This is a genomic window from Methanogenium cariaci JCM 10550, from assembly GCF_001315945.1.
In the GTDB taxonomy this organism is placed as follows: Archaea; Halobacteriota; Methanomicrobia; order Methanomicrobiales; family Methanomicrobiaceae; genus Methanogenium; species Methanogenium cariaci.
Genome location: NZ_BBBG01000003.1, coordinates 1 through 24,113 on the forward strand (window position 1 = coordinate 1; position 24,113 = coordinate 24,113).

The window sequence follows — 24,113 nt, forward strand, 5'->3', positions numbered from 1 at the left end:
TTGCCGTACCCGTCTGAAATTGTATCACTTCAGAAAATAGTTCCTTTGATTTTTAGCGATCTCTTCGGATATGATATCGGTATTTTTAAGAATTTTTATATGCCACGATACGGTTCCTTTATTGATGCCTATACTGTCTGCAAGCTGCTTGTTTGTAACTCCGGGCGAGTCCCTTATTGTCCGGATTATTTTCTTTCTGACGGCTCTGTTGAATTCCTCAAATAAATCAATGAAATAACAGATTGAATCGCTTTCGTACGGATATGGAGAATTATTTCGATCTTAATTTCTTTGACCCGACACCGATATTTTCGTGCCTTTGGATTTTTCTAAATCTTCTTTTAATGACTGAGAATGCTGTTTCGACGTTATATCTTTCATGATAACGTTCAGCTCTTTGAAAAAGATCTGTTTTCTCCTCTGTCAATGATTGTCCCGGAAGAAACGGCAGTGGCCCGATATTTTGCATACCCCCCCGCATTGCGGTTTTTTGCACTACAGACAGCCCGGCCGTGTGATATGAGAAGATAATTGATATATTTCCATCGGGACGGGTCAAACAGATTCATCAGATCTTTTTCAATGGTGTCCGGTGCTGTCGCATCAGAAAAACCAATTCTCTGTGACAGACGCCGCACATGCGTATCGACCGCTATTCCCACATTCTGCCCGAACGCATGGTTCAGGACAATGTTTGCCGTCTTCCTTCCGACTCCCGGCAGGGTGACCAGATCACTCATCGTCTGCGGGACCTCTCCATCGTAATGCGCGACCAGGGCCTGCGCTGTTAAAATAATGTTTTTGGCCTTTGTATGGTAAAAACCGGTCGGACGGATGATTGCTTCCACGTCTTCAGGAGAGGCGCCGGAGAGGGCGCCCGCATCGGGGGGGTAGTGTTGGAACAAGGGGCCGCTGATTCTGTTTACGATCTTGTCCGTCGTCTGTGCGGAGAGAATAGTGAGGATGAGAATCTGGAACGGATTTTCGAATACAAGAAAAGATACCACGCCATTACGGACCGGATAATCGTCTACAAGAATACAAAGAATCAGGTCTGCTTCTTCCTGAATCATAATAATAGATGGGGGGGCAGGCAGATTCGAACTGCCGTCAAAGCGTCCCAAACGCTCTAGGATGGACCAGGCTACCCTACTGCCCCCCCCTTGGTTGCACATTATATTGGCGAGGTGGGTAAAAATAGTTGTCGATATGATTCTTCAGAATACTGTCTGATCAGGGGTATATGACACCAGACTGCCGTTGTTTACGCCATTTTGTATGAGGCCGAGCACGTTTTCCGGCACTCTGCCGTCAACAACTGCCATCGGAATTTTACTCCGCTGAATTACTTTTGCCGCCACCAGGTCAATGACATTATTTGAGCCTGCGTCCATACGCCCGGTCTGCACGATCTCGATCAGTTCATCGGGAGTCAGGAACGGTATCTTTTCAGCAGATGCATCTTTCCGGGGGTCTGCCGTGTATATGCCATCGACTGCGGTGGCGTTGATCAAGAGATCCGCTCCGGCCCGTTCTGCGAGCACTGCGGCAACCGCATCGGTGGTCTGTGCAGGGGTCACGCCGCCCATCACAACAACCTTGCCACTTTCCCCCCCGGCGATCAGTGCATCGTTATAGGATTCCGGGATGTTTGGGTAGCAGTCTTTTGCCAGGGCATGCATCAGAAGACGGGCATTCAGCCGGGTAATGAGGATGCCGATCTCGTCTGCGGTGCCTTCATCAATGTTTAGATCACGTGCTGCACCGATATAGCGGCGGGCTTCGCCTCCCCCCCTCCGACAACAATAAAAATACGGCAGGTATCTTTGAGGCTGCTCAGCAGGTCACGGTATTGTTTGATATTATTATTTTCGATATCCGGTACCAACACTGAGCCACCCAGCGAGATCACTATGGTTTTCATTCAGGATACTGATTTGTCTGCAGGGCTTAAAGTTTATTACATATCCTCACTACTTTTCAGGGAGTGCCGGATGGGGGGGAGGATGATAAGGGTGACCGAAAGAAAGGCTGATATGTGTCATGTATGCGAGGATAATGTGATCTGCTGTGATCTCTGCGCACACCGGTGTAAAATCCGTGACGGAAAGACCGGAATATGTGGTGTCAGAAAGAATGCAGGCGGCAGACTGATTCCCCCCCTCACCTATGGGAAAGTGAGTGCCGAAGCAATCGATCCAATCGAAAAAAACCCCCCCTGAATCATTTTCTGCCGGGAACAGAGGTATATTCACTGGGAGGTATCGGGTGCAATTTCCGGTGTAAACATTGTCAGAACTGGGAAATTTCCCAGATCGCTGAATTCAGGGGTACACTCTATGACATATCACCTGAAGAGGGCGTGCGCCGTGCGGTAAAGACTGGATGTCGAAGTATTGCCTGGACATACAATGAACCGACCATCTGGCATGAATACACCAAGGATATGGGCAGGCTTGCAACCGAACAGGACTTGAAGACCATTTATGTGACAAACGGGTATATCACCGAAGAGGCGCTGAAGGATATATCGCCCGTCCTTGATGCGTTCCGGGTCGATATCAAATCCTTCTCCGATTCCTTTTACCGGTCGGTCTGTTCGGCCCGTCTGGAACCGGTGCTCGAATCAACCATTGTTGCAAAAGAGTGCGGGATGCATATTGAAACCGTGACGTTGATCATTCCCGGAATGAATGACAGTCCGGACGAGATTCGCGCTCTTATCCGCTGGGTCGTGGAACATATCGGCCCGGAAACCCCCCCGATGCACTTCACCGGATTTTATCCGCAATACCATATGACCGACAAAGTTCCGACAACTGCTGCCACCCTCGAACGTGCGTGCAGCATTGCAAAAGAGGAGGGCATCCTGTATCCCTACACCGGGAATGTGGGGGGGAATACCGCCTATCAGCACACCTACTGTCATGCCTGCGGCGCACTGCTTATTGAACGACGGGGGGGCTACCGGACGGATATCGTCGGGCTTGACGGCTCCCGCTGTCTGGCATGCGGGGGGGAAAAATCCCCCCCCTCGTGGTCTGAGGTTATTCAATCCAGCCGCGATTTTTCAGATACTCGTATTCATGCTGCATGGTCTCCCGGTTTGCACTGACCAGTGCAGACATATGCTTTCTCATCTCCGCATGGAAGACTTCCTGTTCGGGATAGGGTGTCTTGTTTCGGATGGCATGCACCAGTAACTCTCCCGTTTTTTCGGCCTCACTGATTCGCTGTTCAAATCTCTCCGAACCTTCCGCCATGACAGCACCGACACCGCCGCACATGTCTGCTCCCAGCACCTGCAGGGTGTTTCCCAGATATGCGATCACCTCATCGGTGCCCCCTCCGCCCCCCGGTGGTGACCACAATGCCGTATTTTCCGGCAAATGCCTGACAATGAATCACGTCTGCCATCCGGTCCAGCAGGGTTTTGAGCTGTGCCGTAACGGCATTAATGTATACCGGCGTTCCGATAATCAGACCGTCGGCCGCCTGCATTTTGGATAATATCCCGGCATAATCATCCTGAATCGGGCATTCCCCGGTCTGGTAACAGATGCCGCATGCGGTGCAGTATCCAATATCAGATTCGCACAGATCCAGAAATTCTGTGTCCGCCCCCCCTGCATCCGCAGCTCCGGTGAGTGCCGCCTCCACCAGCCGGAGTGTGTTGCTCTTTTTTCCACGGGGGCTTGCGTTTATTGCAAGAATCTTCATACCATGACTAACCAGTGAGAACGGATAATACTATTTCTGTATTTATTTTGGTCCGTTTGATGGGTCTCCGGGGGGGAACCCTGAATCCCGGAGGAATGAGAATCCCTTCCTGATGAAAAAATGTAATATTTATACGTTCACTCGGTGTCTGCTTTCACCACAATATAGTAGTCTTCATCGCATTTGCCATACAGCTGTGATACAAATGAAATGGGTTCGTTCGGATTTATCCGGGTGAAAGGTTTGCTGTCGACATATGCTCTTTCATCATCAGCCACACGCATGAGGTAGGAACGGATGACGACGTTCATTTCCGGGGTGTCCCCGGTATTGGTGACATGAATGCGGCCTTCCCAGAAACAGGTTCCATCAGGTTTCCAGTGCTGAACAAATTCCGGCACATCAATGACGATATTTCCGTAGACCTGTTCGCCGGTTGATGACGTGGGGGGAAACGGTGTCGGGTATCACAGTCCGGTTATCGTCCCTAATACCTGCAGGTGCAGAATCGGTACATCCGGCGCATACGGTCAGAACGATCATGCAGCAGATGGCGATGACGGACGGGTTCATTTTCCCTTTCTCTGGAATCATCATAATGAATCCATGTCGGGAGAGGAAATAAATAGATATTGCTCTGTTATGCAGATGCTGACCAGATGCATGAAGGTAAAATACGGTTGATCATCTGCTGTGCACCTCTTCCGGGTGCCTCCATGAGATAGTTTTTATTTGGACAGAGAATACATAGCAGTAGATTTTTGTTAAGGTGATATACTGAATGGAAATGGTTCGTGAACACAGAAAATATGTTGTCCCGGAGATTATTACCGGCGATGATGCACGAATTTATGCAGGTAGATATGCCTCCAATTTTCATTCGAATACCGTGCTTCTGGCAACCGATGAAAGTATCTTTCGCCAGAAATGGATGCGGGAAATTCTTCAGGGCCTTGATGAAGCGGGTACTGAGTATGTCGTCTTTTCTGATATTGAGGAGAATCCCCCCCGGGACTATAATGTGATGGCGGGGGCAGATGTCTACCTGAGTGAAGAGTGTACCGGAATTCTCGCCATAGGGGGTGGCAGTGTCCTTGACTGTGCAAAGGGAATCGGTATTGTTGCAGCAAACGGGGGGACGATTCTTGACTATGTTGGCGTTGATCAGGTGAGAAATCCCATGCCTCCGTTGATCTGTGTGCCGACAACCGCAGGGAGTGCGGCCGATGTTTCACAGTATGCCGTAATTCGGAATGCAGACAAAAAAGCAAAAAATATTATCATTTCAAAATCCCTTGTGCCGGATGTATCTCTTCTGGATACGGTTCCCCTGATGACTCAGCCTAAGGATGTAACGGTTAATTCCGGTATTGATGCCCTCACGCATGCCATTGAAGCGTATGTATCCAACGGTGCCTCTCATCTCAGCGACATGATGGCACTTGAATCAATAACCCTTTCAGCCGGGTTTTTTCCGTTTTCCGTGGACCGGGCGGATGACCCTGATTCTCGCTTTCAGTCCCTGATGGCGAGTATGTATGCCGGTATCGCGTTTTCAAACGCAGGACTGGGGCTCATCCATGCGATGTCCCATGCCATCGGGGGCCTGTATGATCTCCCCCCCATGGAGTTGCCAGTTCAATCGTGATGCGGAGTGCGATTCAGTATAATTATTCCTCATCAAAACGGAAATACCAAAAAATTGCTTATCTTCTGGGTGTTTCTCCGGATATAACAGACGACAAAAGAGTCATCACCGGAATGTTTGAACAGATTATGGAGATGCGGGGGGGAAATACTGATAATCCATTGTCTCTTTCCGCCTACGGCGCATCGAAGGCTGATATTCCCGATCTGGTGGCACGCAGTGCCGTTGACCCCCTGTATCGCGACCAATCCGAGAATACCATGCAGAAGAGATCTCTCAAATCTGTTTGAGCGTCTGTTCTGAAAAATGAGTTACATGAAATTATATGTCTCCCCGATATGTTCGTGGCGACGGGTATGGAAATGACGACTGAAGAACAGTATAAGGCAGATCTCAAAGAGATCAGAAACCGTATTATCGGATTTGGGGGGGAAACCTCTGTTAAAAAAAGTTATTATCCACAGCTTCAGTATAAACAAGAAGAACTGGAACGGTTCAGGGTTGCACTTGACAGCACCCTTGATATCGTATTTATTCTTGAACCCGTTTCCGGCCGGATTATTGACGCGAGCAGCCGGGCTGAAAGTGTGCTGGGGTATACCAGTAAGGAACTCCTGAACATGACCATTTTTGATGTGGCAGATAATGACCTGCTTCGTCAGGTTGTTGCAGGAATGAAATCTGAGATACAGGCATCTGATATCAGGACATCGGTGTCTGCAAGGGATGGTCAGACGATACGGATGGAGCTGAGTGTGAGTGCCGCCCGCTTTAATAAAGACCATTATTTTACGGTTGTATGTCGTGACATTACCGAACGTGAGGATATGGAGGCGGCAATCCGTCACTCTGAATTTCAGTACCGGACGACGATAAATACGCTCCACGATATTCTGGTGGTCATTGACGAATCGTTTTGTGTCATTATTTTTAACGATGCGTTTGAGGCACTGTGCCATAATAGCGGTATCAAAGGGCGGATTCAGGGAATGGATCTGGAAACGATGCTCCCGCTTTTTTCTTCAGAGAGAGATACGAATTGCTGGGATGCCATTTCATCCGGAGAGTATTATGAGGGGGATATAAAATATCGGCATGGGGGTAAGTTTGCGATTTATTCTCTGCGGAATCTGCCCATTATTGAAAATGGTGCATTTAAGCGGTCGGTACTCTATCTGAGGGATACGACTGAATATTATGTTCTTGAAAATATGAAGAAAGAGGCATTTTTACAGATTGACAAGAATATGGAACAGTTTGCGGTCTTAAATGACCATGTCCGCAATCCCCCCCTTCAGATTATTCTGAGTATCGTTGATCTCGAGTGCAGTGAACTGACGGAAAAAATCCTGCCCCCCCACATCAAAGAGATTGATGATCTGATAAATGGCCTTGATAACGGATGGATTGAGTCAGAGAAGGTCAGAAATATGATCGCACGGCATTATGGTATTTCTCTGATTGAACGGTCAGATATTGCCGATGTGATCCGCTATCTTCAGGAAAGATGTGAGTCTGAAGAGCGATGAAATCCTTTTTCGGTAACGGGTGAGATACCCCGTAATCGGTTTCTCTACGAATAAAAAAAGAGTTTTCAGATGAGTCCTGTTATGGGTTCTTCCTTTTCTGCATCATTTGCAAAATCCGGGTGTATCTCCTGCCGCACAATAAATGTCAGTATCAGGATGATGATGCCAAAGATAAATGCGACAAAGAACGCCAGATCAAATCCTGAGGAAAGGACTGACATCTTGATGTTTATGGGGGGGGCATCCTGGGTGACACCCCGGTGGGCTGCAATGGTTGTCATTCCCTGGACAAATACCAGATTGAATAATGCAATTCCAATAGTCATAGGAGCGAAACGCTCCAGACTGGTCAGGCTTGATACCATGCCCTGATGGTTTCTGGAAACGGAATTCATGATCATATTTGATATGGGGGGGGTGACCATCAGGCCCAGGCCGAAGCCGATGGTGAGCAGGCATGCGACCACAAACCCAAGTGTTGTATCAACACCGAGTTTTGTCATCAGGAAATACCCTGTCGCAAGGGCGACAGCGGCGACAATACAGAGAATTTTTCCACCGGTTTTATTGAATATTGCCCCCCCTGCAAGAATGCCTGCAATCATCATCGCAAACGAAAGTGAGGTTAAGATCAGGCCTGCCGATGATGTGTCGAATCCCTGGACGTATTCCAGATAGAACGGAAGCAGATAGTTGATGCCCGAATAACTGAAGAAGACCAGGGAAAGGACCAGGTTCGTGAGAAGGAAATTCCTGTTCTTAAAGAGGGAGAGTTCGAGGATGGGGGGGTCGGCAGACTTCAGTTCGTGCCAGACAAAGTATCCCAGGGATGCTACGGCGAGGACAAGAGATCCTGCAATCATGGGGGATGTCCATCCCAGTGCATCTCCTTCTGAGACGACAAAGAGCAGGGAGGCAAGGCCGACAAAGATAAGGGCAGCTCCGCTTTTGTCAAAGTTGGACAGGTTGCCACGGGCGGTTGTGGCGGGGGGGATGACTTTTGCTCCCAGAATGACCGCGATAATTCCGACGGGCACATTGATGAAGAAGATCCAGTGCCAGGACATATACTGGGTTAAAAAACCTCCAATGGTCGGTCCCAGTGCCGTACCCAGTGCCGCAATGGTCATGATGATGCCCATCGCTTTTCCCTTGAGATTCATGGGGGGGATGAAGCTGGTGATCATCGCAGGCCCGATGGCTGAGATCATGGCACCGCCGACTCCCTGGATGATGCGTGATCCGACCAAGACATAAAAGGAATCAATAATTTCCGGTAAAAACCCGCAGGAAAAGGATCCCAGGGTGAATATGATAAATCCTGACAGGAATATCTTCTTAAATCCGATGACATCGGATATTTTTCCAAAGATCAGGACACACCCTGCCATCACCAGAAGATATGCCGTGGAGACCCAGCTTACCGTACTGGATGATATATCAAAGGCTGCCGATATCGTTGGCAGGGCAATATTTACGATGGTTCCGTCCAGGGATGCCATAAAAGTGGCAAGAGCGATGGAGAGGATTAACAAGCCATATCTGGCTAAGGAATCACCGTTTTCAGGATTTTTCATATAGGTTTATTCCTCCGTAAATTCATTACCATTCCGATTCGGAAACTACGGCAGGATATCCAATTGTTTCGTGCGGTGGATGACTCGTAAAGAGAATACGGAACCATTGTTTGGGAGGAGATACTGGCTGGTAAGAAGGCCGGGCAGATGTGCAGACCGGTCGGACGGGTGATCAAAAACACAGGTGTTCTCACCCTTTCTTACCCTCTGTTTGAGGGGGGGATCGGGGGGGGTCGGAACGGACGTATTTTCTGCCCTATTTTTTCTGCCGGAAAATGACGCTGGAATGCCTTTTTTTGCTGAAATACCGGATTATTGCAGACTACTGAGGGGGGGTCGCTATTGGCGAGCATTTTGAGAGGATGTATGGGCTATCTCCGGGTGAGATCGGCCCGTTCCGGGCTTCTGTGTGGATGTGATTTTTCCGAATGCAGGCTAATCCGGGGGGGTTATTTATGTGTTGCTTAACCGGATGGCTATCATCGGGTTCATCATCTGTATTCCGTGAATGAAGACAGAGATGTGAACGGGAGTGCTGATCTGTCTTCCCGGATTCAGGGTCAGTATTTTATAGTCATTTGATCATTATGCAGTTCATTCCATCGGGGGGGGATGGCGAAATATGGCAAAACTTGCGCTCATTGTTACATCAGAAAAACTGGACAAATTGTTTCCGGCAGTCACACTGGCAACGACTGCGGCGATATCCGGATGGGAAGCGGATATGTTCTTCACCTTCTGGGGGTTACTGGCCCTGAAAAAAGGGTATGAACCGTCATCGGTGAGCGAGGATTACCAGGAATATCAGGACATGCTGGCGGGGGCAATCGATTCCGGGACGATGCCGGGCTGGCGGGAGGTGCTGGAACAGGGGGGGAGAGAAACGGGCAAGATCAAGATATATGCCTGCTCGACAACCCTCGGTCTCTTTGGGATGAAAGAAGACGATCTGGAGACCTTTGTGGACGGCGTGGCGGGGGCCGCCACCTACCTCGGTATGGCCCGCGATTCGGATGTATCCCTGTTCATATCATGAGGGATTTGCATGAAAGCCGACATCACGTTGATGCGAAATTCAAGTCGTGTCCGGGCCCCCCCTGATTGCGTTGAGTCAGGCCATGTCCGGGGGGGCCGTCCCGTCACAGGTGGTGAAGCTGCTGGCAACAGATCCGGCCGCACCAATGGATGTAAAGGAATGGACGGCGAGTGTCGGCCACAAGCTCCTTGCGGTCGAGAAGGCCGGGGGGGAGGTATTTGAGATCTACGTCGAGGTCATGGAATGATATCCAGCGATGTCACGAAGGATATCGCGGATCTGCTGGCTGCGCATGGCATCCCGGAACGGGAGGTGTATCTCGACGCGGAGAACTCGGGGGGGCCGGTGTTCCCGGAGGCCCTTGAGGCGATGCACAATGCGTATCTGGGTGCCGGGAGGGGGGGGCATCCCTCCATCACCCACCGTATCGGGTGGGAGACCTACGAAACGCTCTATACCCGTTCATTGATGATCGGTGAGGCGTTACACTGCAAACCGGACGAGATTGTGTATACCCACAGCGGCACGGAGGCAAACAATCTCGCGGTCACCGGTCTTGCACAGGCGGGGGGGGAAAACGGAAAAAAATCATTGTTTCTGCCATTGAGCACCTGAGTGTGATCTTTCCGGCCGAACGCCTGCAGGAGCATGGGTATACGGTGGTAAAAGTTCCGGTGGACGGTGAGGGGGGGTTTGTGGATTTGGACTTTCTCTCTGAACAGGTCGATGGCGATACGCTGCTGGTCAGTATCGCTCCCGTGAACCATGAAGTCGGGGGGGTGAAGCAGGATATTCGCGCCATCATTGAACTGGTGAAGGACAAGGATGAAGCGGTGAAGATACACTGCGATGCATGCGATGCCTTCTGCCGGATGCCGCTGGATATGGAGAGGCTCGGTATTGATCTCGCCTCCTTCAGCAGCCATAAGGTCTACGGGCCAAGGGAGTCGGTGCCCTGTATGTGAAAGAGGGAACGGAGCTCGAACCATTGTCCGGGGGTCAGCTCAGTACCCAGAAGCTCTGGGCAGGGGGGGTGGAGAACATACCGGGGATTGTGGGTTTTGCCAAGGCAGTTGAGATGATGACGCAGAATCGTGAGGACTACATCACCCGTATGACCGCATTACGGGACCGGCTCATCCGGGGGTATCCTCGATGAGATTGACGATACGCTGCTAAACGGGCCCGCAGGGGGGGAGGCACGTGCACCGGATAATGTGAACATCAGTTTCCTGAACTGTGAGGGAGAGGCGATGACGGTGGAGATGAGTCTGAAGGGTGTGTATCTGTCCAGCGGGAGTGCATGCACCAGCCGTATCCTTGAACCAAGCCACGTGCTCCTTGCGTTAAAGAGAAAATACGAGGAGGCCCACGGGAGTGTACTCATGAAGACCACGCCGTTTCTCACGGTATCGGATATTGAATATGTATTGACGTGTTTCCCTGAGGCGGTGCAGAGGATCCGGTCAATTAGTCCATTTAGAGGAGGTTAGTGTTGTGTCAAGCAGAATTCCGTTAGCGTATAACCCAAAAGTTCTGGAGTTGTTTAAAAACCCGAAAAATCTGGGGAAGATGGAGGATGCGGATGTCGAAGCGCTCGTGGGCAGCAGGGCCTGCGGCGATATGATCGCCATCTATCTGAAAATCGATGACGAGACCCGGACGATCACGGATGTAAGTTTTGAAAGTTACGGGTGTGCGGCAAATATCGCGGCATCAAGCATTATCACCGAGATGGTGAAGGGAAAGACCCTTGAAGAGGCATGGAATGCCAGCTGGAAGGAAGTCTCTGAAGAACTCGGCGGACTTCCCAGTGTGAAATTCCATTGCGGCGTTCTCGCGGTGGGGGCACTCCGGCGGGCGATCCGGAATTATTTCGAGGGAAAGGAGCTGCCTCCCTGGATACCGGAGAAGCTCACCCCGGATGAAAGGCATGCCCTGGAAGAAGAGCAGCTCATGGAAGTCCTGACGAAAAAGATGGAGCGGATGGACGAGAGGATTGCGAAGGAAGAGGAGGAAGAATCTCAGGAGGAGGGGGGGAAGGAGAAGACAGCGGTTCCTCTGTGAATCGGTGTGAGTGGGCGGGGGGGAGGGATCATTCATATCCGGAGAAGACGGAGAAGGTCGCCCAGAATACCGTGGACACAACTGCCACCTCGAGGTAAAATCCGAGCGTCACCCCCCCGATGGAGAAGAGCAGACTTGATCCTGTCTGTCCTGCGAGGCCGAGTGCTGCCACACCTGCATCAAGGATGTGTCCCAGTCCGGGAATAAATTCCGCGAAGAGGGGGGGTGGCGGAGCACCTGCCCAACCGTCCGGATTTACGAGCAGCGCAACCAGAAACGGGATCTGGAACATCGACCCGATTAAGAGGGCAAGAGTTTTCATTCTCCCGGAAATTGCCGGTGTGAAGTATATTTGTGTGAAGCAGATGTAGGGCATGACGACGGCCATCGCGGATATGGTCAGGAGTAGGGCGAGGAGTGTGTATGACACCAACAGATTCGGTGGCGGCGCAGGGGAAAGTGTCGCCCCCGCCAATACTCAGAAGGAGTGCAAGGGATGTGATGACTGCGTAAACGGGAATCCTCCTTTTTTCTCTGACCAATGTGAACAGTCTGTCGAGAATAAACGGGTATATCAGTATGAATACGATTGCAAGCGGGATAATGAAGGGAGCAATCAGTCCGAAGAGTGTATTGTTTGACATTTTTTGAGTACCTTTAGGAAATAGGTGCCGTATCGCTAGGAGATGAACTCAGGTTCTGGTGCCATGCATCATCGTTCGTGCACCATCGTTCTGATGTCACGTGCCAAACGTTTGACGTTGCTTTATTAATGGTTTATGGCCCAACCGTTTACACGTCATCCACCTGCTTCCGTTCAGATGGATGATTCATGGTGTTTCATCGTTGAAACCGGTGTTTGCAGAATATTTCCGGGATTTTACAGAGGTTTGCGGTCAAATCATTCACGGGAAAATTCAGACCGAATGAAATGGATGATCCGTCAGAGCAACCGCGGGTACTGGCATTTACCTGCAAAGAGATGCTCTTTCGGTCTCTCACATCATTTTCATATATATTTACAGCTCTGTAGAAATCCATACCTTTTTCCAAATAGTCATATTATGAAGAATCATTCGGATTTTGCGTATTATAATTTAGGTATAGAGGATTTCTACAAAGCCGAATTACCCAAATTATCATGGACAATTCATTGACTCATCAGAGAATTCTTGTTGTCCTAATGGATAAATATCAAACCAAAATATAGATTTTAAAAAGAAAGAGAATATTGAAATTAAAGGTGATCAGGGTCTATGAGATATTCATCATCTGTCATTGTTGAAATTCGCTCAAGGAGAGTTTGCAGGTATGTTTTTGCTTCATTTTCATCAACAAAACCATCTCTGATTATGTAGTCTACTGTACCCTCAGAATCAGGCACTTTTGCTGCATAAACAGAATACTCTTTTTGTTGAGGATATAATTTCCCCGCGAAAAAAAAGTCAATTTGGTTAAAATTGAGGTAGAGTTCGCTTCCTAATCTGGCTTTGATAAATACGGGTTTAGATCTCTTCTCCATGATACAATTATTGTAATTGTTTGAAATAACTCTATGGGATTAATAATTGGTCATTTCATCATCTATGGATATTTCCCCGCTGGATTCTGTGGAAGTGGGTTAAGATGGAAATGTGCAGGTATTTCACCCTGATGATAGATTTCCTTCAAAGAAATCGTCAAAAATATCCATTCCGCTCTGAATAAACACTCAAAAAAGTTTCAGTATGCTGATATGGGGGGGATTCGAACCCCAGTCGCTGGCGTGAAAGGCCAGCATGATTGGCCCCCCCTACACTATATCAGCAGTGGGCACAGTTGTGCCTGAATATATACGGGCCGGTTAGATATATAATTTTCGAATTGAAATTTTGAAAAAAATTGTGGAAAAAAATTGTGGAAAAGAATTGTGGAAAAGATTGGAATAAATTAGTAGATCGGCGTCCCCCCCTCGTTCTCGGTCTTGGTTGTGAATCCGGCCATCAGCTGTTTGACAACCGGCCCCGGCTTTCCGGTACCAATCTCCCGGCCGTCAATCTTTGTCACCGGTGCTACTTCTGCGGCAGAGCCTGTTACGATCACCTCGTCTGCGGTATAGAGATCAAAATATCCCATGTTCCGCTCAACGATTGGAATGCCCAGTTCGTCAGCCACTTCAAGCAGCACCATACGGGTGATGCCCCGGAGATTGTTCAGCGTGTCCGGGGGGGTGATGATGACGCCGTTTTTCACCACATAGATATTGTCGCCGGAGCCTTCCGCGACATAGCCGTTGGTGTCAAAGAAGATGGCCTCGTCCCCGCCCTTGTAATTGGCCTCAATCTTTGCCATGATATTATTGAGATAATTGAGACTCTTCACATTCGGAGGCAGGGATTCTGCCGGGTTCCTTCTGATTGAGCAGGTGATGGCGGTCAGCCCCTTATCATAGAGATCACCGTACATGGCGCCCCATCCGGTTGCAATCACGATAATGGTGGGGGGGGTACTGCATTTATGCGGGTCAAGCCCCAGGTCACCGACCCACGGGTGATGATTGGGCGTATGTAGGCATCCTTAAGATCGTTCTTTCGGAGCGTCTCAAGGATGACTTCGGTCATATCTTTTTTTGATATGGGTATCTGCAGGTCAATCGTCTTTGCAGAATCCCACATCCTGTCGATATGTTCCTGGAGACGAAACACATGCCCGTTATAGGCACGGATGCCTTCAAAAACGCCATCTCCGTAGAGCAGACCATGATCAAAGACGGAAACCTTCGCATCCTCTTCCTGGACAAACGCTCCGTTCAGGTAAATCAGCATAGAGTAGTATACCGTGCGGGAATTCAAATGGTTTGCGATCAAAAAATACGCAGACTCCAACCGATGCCCTGACAGCAGTCGCGGACGTTCGGTCGGGTATGCGTTCGGTTGGTTATCTTTCAGACCGGCACCGGTTGGTAAATTTCCGGAACATGCCGGGAACCGAGGACGGGTGCAGGTGGGTATATCCGGCCATCGTATTGTTGCACACCGCTCCGTCAAGATTGTCTTTGATACCCTTCCCCCCCCGTGTCAGCCGGTATGCATACTCCGTATCATCCGCCAGACGCACATCGGTGTGGTGGAACTCGTGGCCTGCGAAGGCACCGCTTCCGAGGGGGGGACTCTTATCCGACGCGGTTCCCTGCACATAGCCGATGACCCGTCTCACCGGCATCCGGGTCTCTCCCCCCCTGAAGACACCTGCCATCGTGTAGTGCTCGTCTCTCGTCCGGTTGTCATGCCCTGCCGCAAGAACGAGATCTTCCGTGAGATAGATGAGACCGCCGCATTCTGCATAGATGGGCGTGCCGTTGGCGGAGACCTCCCGTACAGCCTCCCGCATCCGAGTGTTCTGTTCCAGCTCGTCTGCAAACAATTCTGGGTAGCCCCCCCCGCCGATGATATATCCGTCGGCGTCCGGCAGGCGGTCATGGATGGGGGGGCTGAAAAAAACAGGCTCTGCCCCCCCTGTGCCCGGAGGAGATCGAAGAGATCGTTGTAGTAAAAATTAAACGACTCGTCAAGGGCCACACCGATTCTGATGTCCGTTGTATCCGCAGGCTGAAACAGGGCGGGCCTTTCTGTGGGTGCGGGGTTTCCTTTGCGATATCAAGGAGCTGGTCAATATCGACATGATCCCCCCCGATGATGTGGGTGATCGCATGAATTTTTTCATGGAACACCTCTTTTTGCGAACCTTCAAGGAACGGCACCAGCCCCCCCAGATGCCGCATCGTCAGTTTCATCTCTTCCCGCCGGGGAATCGCACCGATCACCGGGATGCCACAGGCATGCTCTATTGCTGTCGTCGCCTTTTCGCGGTGGATATCCCCCCCGTTGATCTGGTTGAGGATGACCCCCCCCTCGATTCGGACGGCAGGATCAAACGCCTGAAAGCCCTTGACCAGCGCCGCTGCACTGCGGGTGATGCTCCGGGCGTCCACCACCAGAATCACCGGCAAATCAAGCGTCTTTGCGACGCTTGCCGTCGAACCCCTGTCGGTGAGGGCATCCGATCCCTCGTAGAGCCCCCCCCTGACTCCCTCCACAATCGAGATATCCACACCGACGGCACCATTGGCATACACATCATGCATCAGGGCGCGTCCATGACAAAACTGTCCAGATTTCTGCAGGGCCTGCCGGTGACACCGGTGAGGTAGGACGGGTCGATATAGTCCATTGCCACCTTAAAGGGCTGGACAACATGATCTTCGGAGAGCAACGCGGCTATCGCAAGGGTGATGCTTGTCTTGCCACTGCCCGACCGGTCACCGGTAATAAGCAGGCTCTTCATGAAAGGCTCCGGACAATATCCCCGAATTCACTCGCCACAATCTCCTGCACTCCCAGCGTCTTCGGGTGCAGGTCAATCTCCACCACCACATGCTGGTGGCCGATGTCATGCAGCGGTTCGACCTGCCGGGGGCCGTTGGTGACCGAGAAGACCTCGACACCTTCGGTATACTGCGGGGGGGAATGGCGTGCGGCACTCCCACAATGACGGCAAAGTCCGGTTGCACGTCTTGGATGATCTCGCCCACGCTGTCGCCGAGGACACCGTATTCATCCAGCGCCCCCGGTCATCACCGGGTCAATGCCCTGTGCCTTCAGGCCGTCCCGGATATTTTTTGCATCCCGGCGAACCTTCGCAAGGCCGAGGTCGGAGAGATTCGCATAATACTGCATGTCAGCGTCAGGAGACGATGCATGCACCGCGACGAGAACGTCGGCGAACATATACGCCGTCTCCTTTTTCGCATTCATAATGACCATACCTTTCTTTCCGGCACGGATGCATTCCAGGAGGCGTCCTGCCACCACGTGTTTCAGGTCACCGCGGGAAGGCTCGATATAGGGTTTGCATGCAGCGCCGCGGGCCCGTTCAACCGCATTCGCACCGTCCAGCAGGCGCTTTTGACGGCCCAGTTCTTCTTCGCTGATCCATCCGGCATCGGCCGCCGGGCGCAGCGCCGCCATGACTCCGTCGATATTCTCCCGGAACCCGGCATGAATGTCCATGGCGATGGCAGGGGGGGTTGTGATCTCCGAATCCCGTATCGCCGCCTCCATATCCTCGCCGATGATCATCGAGACACAGGTACCGATCACGGCAATACGAGTGGGGGCAAAGGTCTCTTCTGCATACTGCAGGACACGTTCCAGTGCTTCCTGTCCCCCCCCGAAGATGAACTCATTGTCGCCAAGGGACGTGGTCAGAACCCGTAGTCCGTCTTCTTCCAGCAGACGTGCATGTTTGAACGAACAGCCCGATGGCCCGTGTAATATGGCAAGGTCACAGCCCAGATCACGGGCGGTATATAGGGCGGCAACAATAGAACTGGGGGGGCGTGGCTGAATGTATTGCATAGTGTCTCTTATCTCCAGGTTTTTACCGCGAGCACAATGACTCCGGTGTCAGATTGAGTGTGTGCATACTCTTCTCCCTCTTTGAGGGAAGAGACATGCACGCAGGGAGGGGGGGAACGGCAGGTGTCCGCATCATCCGGGTAGCGTCTCCCACCAGTATTACCGAGTCCGGATTCGTTGTCTCGATTACCTGTTTGATATCTGCGAGAAAAAAGCCTTCGCAGATATTCTCTGCCTCGGCGCCGATGACCAGAGTCAGCGGTGATCCCGGCAGAAGGGTTCTTGCATACCGCACCGCTTCCGTTGCGGTCTGTTGCGATGTGCCGGAATTCGCATCGTCAATAACCACCGACGAACCATTTCGTTTCAGCTGCAGTCTGCCCGGAAGGGCAGTAAACTCACTGAGGGAATCCGGGGGGGGATACCCCAGGATACAGGCAGCGGCAGCAGCGGTCTGTATGGCGTTCCGGTAGGCGGGCAGCACCAGAAGGGGGGGATTGTTGAATGCACCCTTCTTTCCGTCATACGACCAGGAACAGACGGTGCCTTCGCAGCAGACAATGTCCTCTGCATGCAGAACCTGCTCACGGTCCCAGACAATGCCGGGTGCAGCGAGTATCTTGTCGCAGGAAAAGAGCATCTCTTTTTTGATCTCCCGTGCATGCTTCTTCCCGCCTGCGCAGAGGTAGTCCTCGTCAGAAGTGAGGATGCCCAGGTCTCCCATGCCGCTGACGCCGATGGACTGCTCGGCAACCAGCCAGCCCCCCCCGGAAGCAACCGCCATACTCGCTGCATGGATGGTCGATGCGGGGGGGGTGATGCTTTTTTCCCCCCCGCATTGTTCCGTGACGGGTATTCAGTGATGCCGATAGAGGAAAGCAGCACTCCCGTTCCCGGCAGCACGGATGCAAGGGCATGGGCGGTCGTCGTCTTTCCCCCCCGTGCACCAGTTATTTCAACCGTGAGATACGGCCGGGCCTTTCCCAGACAGAAAGGAATCATCTGATGATGCGTCCGGTAATCTGTTGCCAGATGCATCAAAGGATGGTCCGGGTCGAGATGGACCGGCGCTGCTATCATATCATACCTGCGTCCCAGGGCCTCTGTAACCGTGATGCTCCCTTTGTTTCGGTAGACATCAACGCTGTCAACAGTATATCCCTGAGATAAAAGATGGCGGGAAATTTCTGTTCCGCCATGAATGGTGTCAACCACCAGAATATGCATAGAAATCAGGACTGATTGTTCAGTACATCATCCGCGTTTTTGATCATCAGGTCAGCGAGCAGCGGGTCGCTGCCGATGGGCTGTGCGTAAAGAAGCGGAATCTCGGTTCCGTTCGCAAGCGTGAATGTGCCGGAGTTGGTTCCTTCTTCAAGGCCGAGGATTCCGGGGGGGATATCAATGAGAATGTGGATACCTTTTGCAAGAAAGAGGGGGACAACAACGAGTTTCTCAATGTCTGCTGCCTTGAATTCTTCGAGTACATCCTGCACCGAGGTTCGTTGATGCTCATGAACCCGGACTTTACGAGGAACCGGTCCTCTTTTGCTGCAACCTGGTTTGCGGTTGTTTCAATCAGTTCCTTGTTGTATTGTTTTTTACTTCCGTGTCCTACCAGTAAGAATCCTGTATGTGACATATAATACTATGTAACACGATACTGAATATAATAATTACCTATTTGATTTTGCGTCTTCTTTTTCAGGAGTAGTGTATGGATGAGGAATTTTGAGCGCAAGGGTGTCCCTGCGCCGATATTATTCCCTGAACGAACCGTTTTTTCCGGGTTTGGGGGGGCAGCCTGAAACAGGCATGGGGGGGAACGCCCCGTACGGTGATGATACTGTTGATCTGCCTGACCCGCGCCAATAACGGGCGGCTGAATGAAAATCCCCGGTATTCAAAGACATGATTAACCCCCCCTGCGTCTCTGCGAATGGTATCCCTCTCTGACACCCGGACTCTGAAATAAGAAATGCTGCGGGGGAATTTCCGTTGCAGAGGCATGTGCCGGGGGGGAGCATATAGGAAGTCATTACATATGCAGAAAAAAAGAATACAATAGAATGATTATGGACCCCCCCTATGACCGGTATGAACTGATGGTGAATGGAACTGTTGTACAGACTCCCATTGTACTTGCATCAATGGCAGGTGTGGTTGATGCCGAATATGCACGGGCACGCAGGGAGCATGCCGGCATGGTCTGTATCGGGGGGGCTACTCCATTGACGAGACCACCCTGGCTGCTTCCCGTCTGCTCGTGGAGGCAGGAAGGGATGAATTTCTGACCGATGACCCAATAGCAGAGATTCAGGCACAGGCGGAGATGCTCTCTGAAAGTGGTCTTGTCGTTGCCGTAAATATGCGGGGGGGAAGTACCCCCCCGGAATCCTTTGCAGCGGTGGCCCGAACCATCGGGCCCGACATCGTGTATGAAATCGATGCACATTGCAGACAGGCACCGATGATTGCAGCAGGCTGCGGTGAGGCGCTGCTGCACGATACCGGCCGACTGGAAGAGACCGTCCGTGCCCTCAAGGCTGAGCAGGTCACCGTCTCTGTCAAAATTCGCGCCGGGGTGGCGGATGATGACCGTGTTCTTGCACGCAGACTCTGGCAGGCCGGTGCCGATATCCTTCACATCGACCTGATGGATTTCGGGCATACCAAACTCCGGCAGATGCGCAATGCCTGCCCGCTGGTTCTGATCGCAAACAATTCCATCACCTCGTTTTCGGTGGTAAAGGACATGCTGGCACACGGGGCCGACATGGTATCTCTGGCCCGTCATGCCGACCCTGCAACGCTGGCTTCCCTGGATGAGAAGCTGGCTGCCTACGCCGATGAGACCGGGTGGTACAATGCACCGAAGCAGCTCTGCCGCGGCGGCGATATCCGCAGCCTGACCTTCTGCTGTATGCCGGTGAAAAACTGTCCCCCCCTGATCCCGACACTTGAGCATCTGGACATCTCCCGGAATGAATTTATATCCGTTAAACTTGACGGGGTGAAGAATACGCTTCTGGAAGGCGGGGGGGAGAATACCTGTTTCGGGAGTCTTGCCTGGTGCTGCAAGAGTTCAACCCCCCCTGCATGTTCCGCAATATGGCTTTGAAGGAGGTCGGTCTGAGTCTGCCGGATTATATGCGATATAAGAGACGTCTGTCGGAAAAACTGATGAAGCGCGTGTTCGAGGGCGATGCATTCTATGCGAAGGAGTGAATGCGCACAGATAGCAATGATGCTTGAGGTCTGTGCATACCCCAAACCGGGGGGGAATGTGGACCGGTGCCATGATTATGACGATACGTGGCTCGAGCATTTTCTTGCATCCGCCATCCTTGCCCGGCCCGCCTTTGTGACAGCGGAGACCGGGGGGGCCGCGGGGGGGATGGGTGCGTGCATCAAAGAGGCTGTCTCCCTGACGGCGGTGCACAGAGGGGGGCAATACCCATTTTGGTGCATACCTCCTGCTTTTCCCCCCCCTGATCATGGGGGGGACGGCATCGCCGGTGCACAGACGGTCATTGCAGAGACGACGACGGACGATGCCCTCCGGTTTTATGAGGCCTTTGCCCTGACGGAAGTCCGGATGAATAAGACCGATGATCTGGATGTCAACGACCCGGAATCCGCACAGCACATTCGGGACGAGGGGGGGCTGACACTCAGAGATATTATCTCCTACTCTGCACCGGGAGATATGGTCTGTCGGGAATGGTCGAACGGTTTTGCCCTCAGCCGCCGGGTGGCAGATTATCTTCTGTCGGCACCGAACGGGAAGCAGGCAATTGTCCGGGCATTCTTCTCGCTTCTGGAGAGCGAGCCGGACACCTTCATCATCAAGAAGCTCGGCAGGGAGGCGGCCGAGTGGACGATGGCCCGTGCACAGGAAGTCTGTCGCGGCATATACGCAGCAGAGGAGTTTGATGAGGAATGCCTCGAACGCGGTATCAATCCGGGATCGATTGCGGATATCACGATTGCAGGCATCTATCTTGCATTACGGGAGGGCTGGGATTGGGAATCCTGCAGGCGGGCATAAACGAAGTCATCGCGACGACAAGAGATCCCGTGACCGGGAAGAGCAACGCCGCACCGATGGGTATCATCTGCCGCAACAACCGCATCATGCTGCGGCTCTTTCACGGCACCCATACGGAAAGAAACATCCGGGAGTCTGGCTGGGTGGTGGCCAACCTCACGTATGATCCGATGGTGTATGTGGAGTCTGCCTTTGGCGATCTTTCGGAGGAGGCGTTCACCGAATGCACGGAGACCAAAGAGAGTGCGGAGTGCGCAAAGACTGCAACAGGCGACAGCACCAGAACGATGCCGGTGCAGATCCCAACCTCGATGCAGCGGTTGCGCAGCTGCGAGGCATGGGAGGCGTTCACCACCACCGTCGTGAGCGACAACCCGGAGACGCTCGTCGTGGAGCTGACGCCGGTGGCATTCGGGGATTCTCAGCCTCCAACCCCCCCACCCGCCCAGCCGGGCCTTTGCGAATATCATCGAGGCGACGGTGCATGCGACGCGGTATGTGATGACGCGTGATCCTGCATTGTGGGCGCTGATCGAGCAGTCGGCAGCGCTTGTCAGGAAATGCGGCGGCAGAGAGCATACGGACGCACTGGATCTGTTGCTGAGTGTTTGTCAGGCATAACAGTGATTCGGGCAGGTTGTCCGGCAGTGCCTGCACTGACCATCGGCAAACTGGCTGTGCATCAGCCGACTCGGTTCCCTTTGAATAATGATTTTTTTCTTTTGCCGTTCGGTTTCCTTTTAGACCAGTGTGCAGGTCAGCCGTACGATCATCCGGTTCACTTGATAGTTATAGATCTGTGAGATTCAGTGATCCGTCATTGTGAGTTATGATAATTCCCGGATACTATCAGGAAATGGAACAGAAAAGAGCACACGGACACACCCGACGCCGGAGTGATCGGTTGGAACGAATAAAAAAAGATTAGAGCTGTTTGTCAAGCAGTACTTGGTTGCTACCATCGTCAAATACTGCGGTGACCACAACGCGTTCCTGTGCTGAGGTACCCGCGCCTGAAATGGTCATTGTGTAACCAGGTTCAGGGTTATACCAGAATGTTCCGTTTGCAGCAGTTGATGCATTGGTACCTGTTATTGCAGTTCCTTTTACGTTGTCAGTACCAGTCAGTACCGCACCATCTGCCTTATAGGTATAACTGAAACTTTTGTAACCTTGGATGCATCGGTCCGCCCTGGTAGGTAACAAGAACATCTGAACCAGACTGCTTCGCAGTTGCGGCCACACTCTTTGTTGTCTCAATATCGCTTGCCATGCCGAACACAAAGACAGCGATGACTGCTGCCAGAATCACGGTGATGGCGACCATCAGGATCACACCGATGACGGGTGATACTGCTTCTTCGTCTTTATTAAATCTCATTTCATTTCACCTCTCCCGAGCGGGGGGGTGATACTTCACCCCCCCATGGTAGGTATACGTAATATTCACCTATATTAATGATTTGTGTATGTGTGTTCCGTGGAACGATTATCCTCCATATTTGCCCCCCCATTTTTGGAAATATTATGTATTTTTTCCACAAATTATGAAATATTATTTCCCTATTTTTTGCCCTATTTTACTCTATTGATTATCGATAGTTACTTTTATTATGACAAACATGGCGAATATTATCCCTTCTGGTAAGGACGCACAACATTTATATATTTTCGGTTGTCGGGAGATTCATTTTGCATGGTTTTCCGTCTCAAAAATGGATTTCAAGATGGTTTTCTGCACGGGTGACTGCGGCACCACCGGCCACCGCCCGGACATATCCGGTCACATATGCTACGGCAGGTTCTGCCATACTGAACGGATAACCAAAGAGGCCCTGTGCATCCAGATTCACCGTGATGATGATGATTCCGTCCCCTTCGTCCTGCCGTTCGGTTTCCACACCCGCCACCAGAAGCGTGCTCTCAATAATCTCTGACGCTGCATGAACGGAGGCATCCGTTCTTTTGCCTTCTCTCCGTCTTCAAACCCGATATCGCTGATGACGTGGAGGATACCCATCACCGCCTCCGGTGTGCCTTCCTGCATCACCCGTTCAACCACCTCACCGCCGATGTCACGCGGTTCCCAGGTGCGGGCGAGTTTCAGGAGGGACCAGTCACGTGAGAACTGCCCTTTCTTCATCCGGTCATCATCCCCCCCGCAGCACCGCGAAATTCATCACGCCGATACCGATGATCTCGAGAATTCGGGACGTCACTTCACCCCCCCAGTAAAGGGCAGATAATTCCGGTTCGAACAGGTAAATCACATCAGGAAGGACGATGCCGATGACGAGGATAAAGAGGCCAAGGGTAAAGTAGAGCAGGGTCGGCTGTTTGATGACCTTGTAGGCATCATGGATGAAGAGGATCAGGGCGCCACCCAGAATCAGGGTGACCACAGAGAGAATTTGCTGAATAAGGATAAACTGTGATTCAATCATAACGGCGGACACTCCAGTTCTGTTCCTTTATTCGCTTCACCGTAATAAAGGGTTTAATCTCTTTCACCCCCCCTGCGTAGCGTGACAGCGGTATGAGAATATCATTTTTCAGGTTTGTAATGGACGACACGACCACCTTTACCATGAAATCACTCGGTTCCAGGGTCTCATAGAGTTCAAGGACGCAGTCATGGTTTGCAAGAAAGGACGCCACATCTTCCTTGTCATCAGGCGAGACCGTGATTGTCAGAAACGAGATGAGGCTTTCTGCAAAATAATCCGGGTTAATCGAAATGGTAAACCCTTCAATCACCCCCCCGGATGTCTTCAGTTTTTCAATCCGTTTGAATACGGTTGATGGCGCAATATCGAGCTGCTTCCCCCCCAGTTCTGCCATCGATATTCTGCATCCCGGGCCAGTTCACTTAAAATGGCGTGGTCGATATCATCCATATGATTTTCAATCCCTTTCTGATAGTAATTCATTCATAAAGCAGATATAGGTGATGCAGATATTTCCAAATCCGGGCGATGAGTGAATATTATGCATTTCAGTATCCACAAAAAAGCATATCCGGAGTTCATCATTCAGAGGTCGGACCGCGGGCCCTGATAAATATCCGTCCGTCCCACCACATATAGGCA

30 protein-coding genes, 2 tRNA genes and 7 pseudogenes are annotated in these 24,113 nt (G+C 51.5%); 16 read left to right on the top strand and 23 right to left on the bottom strand.

Annotated elements, in window-relative coordinates:
• Positions 1 to 225, top strand: a 225-nt coding sequence (locus JCM10550_RS21740; protein WP_245618686.1) for a hypothetical protein, incomplete at its 5' end; no start/stop codon positions are given.
• A 164-nt stretch (positions 226 to 389) separates the two neighbouring features.
• On the opposite strand, the gene nth is transcribed toward JCM10550_RS21740, so the two are convergent.
• From nth to JCM10550_RS21745, 4 genes are all read right to left on the bottom strand, one after another.
• Entirely contained in the window at positions 390 to 1,073 is a 684-nt protein-coding gene (nth, locus tag JCM10550_RS03485; RefSeq protein WP_083475273.1) for an endonuclease III, read from the bottom strand.
• Between the two features lie 9 nt (positions 1,074 to 1,082).
• Positions 1,083 to 1,159: transfer RNA gene (locus tag JCM10550_RS03490), tRNA-Pro, on the bottom strand.
• Positions 1,160 to 1,217: 58 nt separating this feature from the next.
• Positions 1,218 to 1,745, bottom strand: a complete 528-nt coding sequence (gene pyrH, locus JCM10550_RS03495) for a UMP kinase (protein ID WP_245618735.1) — start codon at positions 1,743 to 1,745, stop codon at positions 1,218 to 1,220.
• A gap of 2 nt (positions 1,746 to 1,747) precedes the next feature.
• On the bottom strand, positions 1,748 to 1,924 hold the full coding sequence (locus tag JCM10550_RS21745) for a hypothetical protein (protein ID WP_245618687.1): 177 nt from the start codon (positions 1,922 to 1,924) through the stop codon (positions 1,748 to 1,750).
• A gap of 112 nt (positions 1,925 to 2,036) precedes the next feature.
• Between JCM10550_RS21745 and amrS the strand changes: the two are divergent.
• A pseudogene (gene amrS, locus JCM10550_RS03500) lies at positions 2,037 to 3,016 on the top strand (AmmeMemoRadiSam system radical SAM enzyme); the annotation flags it as partial.
• Positions 3,017 to 3,047: 31 nt separating this feature from the next.
• Here the strand turns inward: amrS and JCM10550_RS21750 are convergent.
• From JCM10550_RS21750 to JCM10550_RS03510, 3 genes are all read right to left on the bottom strand, one after another.
• Positions 3,048 to 3,332 carry a hypothetical protein gene (locus JCM10550_RS21750; protein ID WP_245618688.1) on the bottom strand — a complete coding sequence of 95 codons (285 nt, stop codon included), beginning with the start codon at positions 3,330 to 3,332 and terminating at the stop codon, positions 3,048 to 3,050.
• Position 3,333: 1 nt separating this feature from the next.
• Positions 3,334 to 3,720 carry a flavodoxin family protein gene (locus JCM10550_RS21755; RefSeq protein ID WP_245618689.1) on the bottom strand — a complete coding sequence of 129 codons (387 nt, stop codon included), beginning with the start codon at positions 3,718 to 3,720 and terminating at the stop codon, positions 3,334 to 3,336.
• A gap of 137 nt (positions 3,721 to 3,857) precedes the next feature.
• Positions 3,858 to 4,121: a hypothetical protein gene (locus JCM10550_RS03510; RefSeq protein ID WP_062397019.1), complete on the bottom strand. Its 264-nt coding sequence runs from the start codon at positions 4,119 to 4,121 to the stop codon at positions 3,858 to 3,860.
• Positions 4,122 to 4,507: 386 nt separating this feature from the next.
• Between JCM10550_RS03510 and JCM10550_RS03520 the strand changes: the two genes are divergently transcribed.
• From JCM10550_RS03520 to JCM10550_RS03530, 3 genes are all read left to right on the top strand, one after another.
• Complete coding sequence (locus tag JCM10550_RS03520; RefSeq protein WP_172673750.1) at positions 4,508 to 5,368, top strand: iron-containing alcohol dehydrogenase; 861 nt, start codon at positions 4,508 to 4,510, stop codon at positions 5,366 to 5,368.
• Positions 5,368 to 5,658 (top strand): hypothetical protein, encoded by a 291-nt coding sequence (locus JCM10550_RS24310; protein WP_062397024.1) that lies wholly within the window; start codon positions 5,368 to 5,370, stop codon positions 5,656 to 5,658. Before JCM10550_RS03520 ends, JCM10550_RS24310 begins: the two co-directional genes overlap by 1 nt.
• A 72-nt stretch (positions 5,659 to 5,730) precedes the next feature.
• Complete coding sequence (locus JCM10550_RS03530) at positions 5,731 to 6,897, top strand: PAS domain-containing protein (protein WP_218185096.1); 1,167 nt, start codon at positions 5,731 to 5,733, stop codon at positions 6,895 to 6,897.
• A gap of 65 nt (positions 6,898 to 6,962) precedes the next feature.
• On the opposite strand, the gene JCM10550_RS03535 is transcribed toward JCM10550_RS03530, so the two are convergent.
• A complete protein-coding gene (locus JCM10550_RS03535) occupies positions 6,963 to 8,474 on the bottom strand; it encodes an MFS transporter (protein WP_062397028.1) in 1,512 nt (503 codons plus the stop codon).
• 622 nt (positions 8,475 to 9,096) lie between these two features.
• Here JCM10550_RS03535 and JCM10550_RS03540 point away from each other — a divergent pair.
• From JCM10550_RS03540 to JCM10550_RS16790, 6 genes and pseudogenes are all read left to right on the top strand, one after another.
• A complete protein-coding gene (locus tag JCM10550_RS03540; RefSeq protein ID WP_062397030.1) occupies positions 9,097 to 9,510 on the top strand; it encodes a DsrE/DsrF/DrsH-like family protein in 414 nt (137 codons plus the stop codon).
• A gap of 70 nt (positions 9,511 to 9,580) precedes the next feature.
• On the top strand, positions 9,581 to 9,757 hold the full coding sequence (locus JCM10550_RS03545; protein WP_157199893.1) for a sulfurtransferase TusA family protein: 177 nt from the start codon (positions 9,581 to 9,583) through the stop codon (positions 9,755 to 9,757).
• Positions 9,758 to 9,879: 122 nt separating this feature from the next.
• A pseudogene (locus JCM10550_RS21760) lies at positions 9,880 to 10,475 on the top strand (aminotransferase class V-fold PLP-dependent enzyme).
• Positions 10,472 to 10,669 (top strand): hypothetical protein, encoded by a 198-nt coding sequence (locus JCM10550_RS20290; protein ID WP_062397039.1) that lies wholly within the window; start codon positions 10,472 to 10,474, stop codon positions 10,667 to 10,669. The pseudogene JCM10550_RS21760 and the gene JCM10550_RS20290 overlap by 4 nt, the downstream one beginning before the upstream one ends.
• A gap of 58 nt (positions 10,670 to 10,727) precedes the next feature.
• A complete protein-coding gene (locus tag JCM10550_RS20295) occupies positions 10,728 to 11,003 on the top strand; it encodes a hypothetical protein (protein ID WP_062397041.1) in 276 nt (91 codons plus the stop codon).
• Positions 11,004 to 11,007: 4 nt separating this feature from the next.
• Entirely contained in the window at positions 11,008 to 11,577 is a 570-nt protein-coding gene (locus tag JCM10550_RS16790) for an iron-sulfur cluster assembly scaffold protein (RefSeq protein ID WP_083475274.1), read from the top strand.
• A gap of 28 nt (positions 11,578 to 11,605) precedes the next feature.
• Here JCM10550_RS16790 and JCM10550_RS03575 read toward each other — a convergent pair whose 3' ends face one another.
• Positions 11,606 to 11,899 (bottom strand): hypothetical protein, encoded by a 294-nt coding sequence (locus JCM10550_RS03575; protein WP_218185097.1) that lies wholly within the window; start codon positions 11,897 to 11,899, stop codon positions 11,606 to 11,608.
• A gap of 52 nt (positions 11,900 to 11,951) precedes the next feature.
• Between JCM10550_RS03575 and JCM10550_RS20300 the strand changes: the two genes are divergently transcribed.
• Positions 11,952 to 12,218, top strand: coding sequence for a hypothetical protein (locus tag JCM10550_RS20300; RefSeq protein WP_218185098.1), 267 nt, complete (start codon positions 11,952 to 11,954; stop codon positions 12,216 to 12,218).
• Positions 12,219 to 12,814: 596 nt separating this feature from the next.
• Here the strand turns inward: JCM10550_RS20300 and JCM10550_RS03590 are convergent.
• The 8 genes and pseudogenes from JCM10550_RS03590 to JCM10550_RS03615 form a co-directional block, all read right to left on the bottom strand.
• Positions 12,815 to 13,099 carry a hypothetical protein gene (locus JCM10550_RS03590; RefSeq protein WP_062397049.1) on the bottom strand — a complete coding sequence of 95 codons (285 nt, stop codon included), beginning with the start codon at positions 13,097 to 13,099 and terminating at the stop codon, positions 12,815 to 12,817.
• 206 nt (positions 13,100 to 13,305) lie between these two features.
• A tRNA-Glu gene (locus JCM10550_RS03595) sits at positions 13,306 to 13,384 on the bottom strand.
• A 122-nt stretch (positions 13,385 to 13,506) separates the two neighbouring features.
• A pseudogene (gene ilvE / locus JCM10550_RS03600) lies at positions 13,507 to 14,381 on the bottom strand (branched-chain-amino-acid transaminase).
• Between the two features lie 112 nt (positions 14,382 to 14,493).
• Positions 14,494 to 15,003 carry a hypothetical protein gene (locus JCM10550_RS21765; RefSeq protein WP_245618736.1) on the bottom strand — a complete coding sequence of 170 codons (510 nt, stop codon included), beginning with the start codon at positions 15,001 to 15,003 and terminating at the stop codon, positions 14,494 to 14,496.
• A gap of 28 nt (positions 15,004 to 15,031) precedes the next feature.
• Positions 15,032 to 15,700, bottom strand: a complete 669-nt coding sequence (locus JCM10550_RS21770) for an AAA family ATPase (protein WP_245618690.1) — start codon at positions 15,698 to 15,700, stop codon at positions 15,032 to 15,034.
• Entirely contained in the window at positions 15,700 to 15,900 is a 201-nt protein-coding gene (locus tag JCM10550_RS21775; protein WP_245618691.1) for a hypothetical protein, read from the bottom strand. Before JCM10550_RS21775 ends, JCM10550_RS21770 begins: the two co-directional genes overlap by 1 nt.
• Positions 15,897 to 16,973, bottom strand: a pseudogene (gene cfbD / locus JCM10550_RS03610) (Ni-sirohydrochlorin a,c-diamide reductive cyclase catalytic subunit). The gene JCM10550_RS21775 and the pseudogene cfbD overlap by 4 nt, the downstream one beginning before the upstream one ends.
• A gap of 22 nt (positions 16,974 to 16,995) precedes the next feature.
• Positions 16,996 to 17,757 carry a hypothetical protein gene (locus JCM10550_RS03615; RefSeq protein WP_062397051.1) on the bottom strand — a complete coding sequence of 254 codons (762 nt, stop codon included), beginning with the start codon at positions 17,755 to 17,757 and terminating at the stop codon, positions 16,996 to 16,998.
• Positions 17,758 to 17,835: 78 nt separating this feature from the next.
• On the opposite strand from JCM10550_RS03615, the gene JCM10550_RS03620 reads away from it, so the two are divergent.
• A complete protein-coding gene (locus JCM10550_RS03620; protein WP_157199894.1) occupies positions 17,836 to 17,979 on the top strand; it encodes a hypothetical protein in 144 nt (47 codons plus the stop codon).
• A gap of 226 nt (positions 17,980 to 18,205) precedes the next feature.
• Here the strand turns inward: JCM10550_RS03620 and cfbA are convergent.
• Positions 18,206 to 18,615 (bottom strand): annotated as a pseudogene (gene cfbA, locus JCM10550_RS03625) (sirohydrochlorin nickelochelatase).
• A gap of 433 nt (positions 18,616 to 19,048) precedes the next feature.
• On the opposite strand from cfbA, the pseudogene JCM10550_RS03635 reads away from it, so the two are divergent.
• From JCM10550_RS03635 to JCM10550_RS03645, 3 genes and pseudogenes are all read left to right on the top strand, one after another.
• A pseudogene (locus JCM10550_RS03635) lies at positions 19,049 to 20,201 on the top strand (methanogenesis marker 9 domain-containing protein).
• Positions 20,188 to 21,024 carry a triphosphoribosyl-dephospho-CoA synthase gene (locus JCM10550_RS03640; protein ID WP_172673752.1) on the top strand — a complete coding sequence of 279 codons (837 nt, stop codon included), beginning with the start codon at positions 20,188 to 20,190 and terminating at the stop codon, positions 21,022 to 21,024. Before JCM10550_RS03635 ends, JCM10550_RS03640 begins: the two are co-directional and overlap by 14 nt.
• Positions 21,000 to 21,645 (top strand): annotated as a pseudogene (locus JCM10550_RS03645) (DUF447 family protein). The gene JCM10550_RS03640 and the pseudogene JCM10550_RS03645 overlap by 25 nt, the downstream one beginning before the upstream one ends.
• 523 nt (positions 21,646 to 22,168) lie before the next feature.
• On the opposite strand, the gene JCM10550_RS03650 reads toward JCM10550_RS03645, so the two are convergent.
• The 5 genes from JCM10550_RS03650 to JCM10550_RS03665 all read right to left on the bottom strand — a co-directional run bounded on the left by JCM10550_RS03650 (position 22,169) and on the right by JCM10550_RS03665 (position 23,865).
• Positions 22,169 to 22,405: a type IV pilin gene (locus JCM10550_RS03650; RefSeq protein WP_062397059.1), complete on the bottom strand. Its 237-nt coding sequence runs from the start codon at positions 22,403 to 22,405 to the stop codon at positions 22,169 to 22,171.
• Positions 22,406 to 22,733: 328 nt separating this feature from the next.
• Positions 22,734 to 22,925 (bottom strand): hypothetical protein, encoded by a 192-nt coding sequence (locus JCM10550_RS18075; RefSeq protein ID WP_157199895.1) that lies wholly within the window; start codon positions 22,923 to 22,925, stop codon positions 22,734 to 22,736.
• Complete coding sequence (locus tag JCM10550_RS03655) at positions 22,874 to 23,167, bottom strand: hypothetical protein (protein ID WP_062397062.1); 294 nt, start codon at positions 23,165 to 23,167, stop codon at positions 22,874 to 22,876. Before JCM10550_RS03655 ends, JCM10550_RS18075 begins: the two co-directional genes overlap by 52 nt.
• A 7-nt stretch (positions 23,168 to 23,174) precedes the next feature.
• On the bottom strand, positions 23,175 to 23,468 hold the full coding sequence (locus JCM10550_RS03660) for a hypothetical protein (RefSeq protein WP_062397063.1): 294 nt from the start codon (positions 23,466 to 23,468) through the stop codon (positions 23,175 to 23,177).
• Entirely contained in the window at positions 23,461 to 23,865 is a 405-nt protein-coding gene (locus JCM10550_RS03665; protein WP_245618692.1) for an Lrp/AsnC family transcriptional regulator, read from the bottom strand. Before JCM10550_RS03665 ends, JCM10550_RS03660 begins: the two co-directional genes overlap by 8 nt.
• Positions 23,866 to 24,113: the final 248 nt, after the last annotated feature.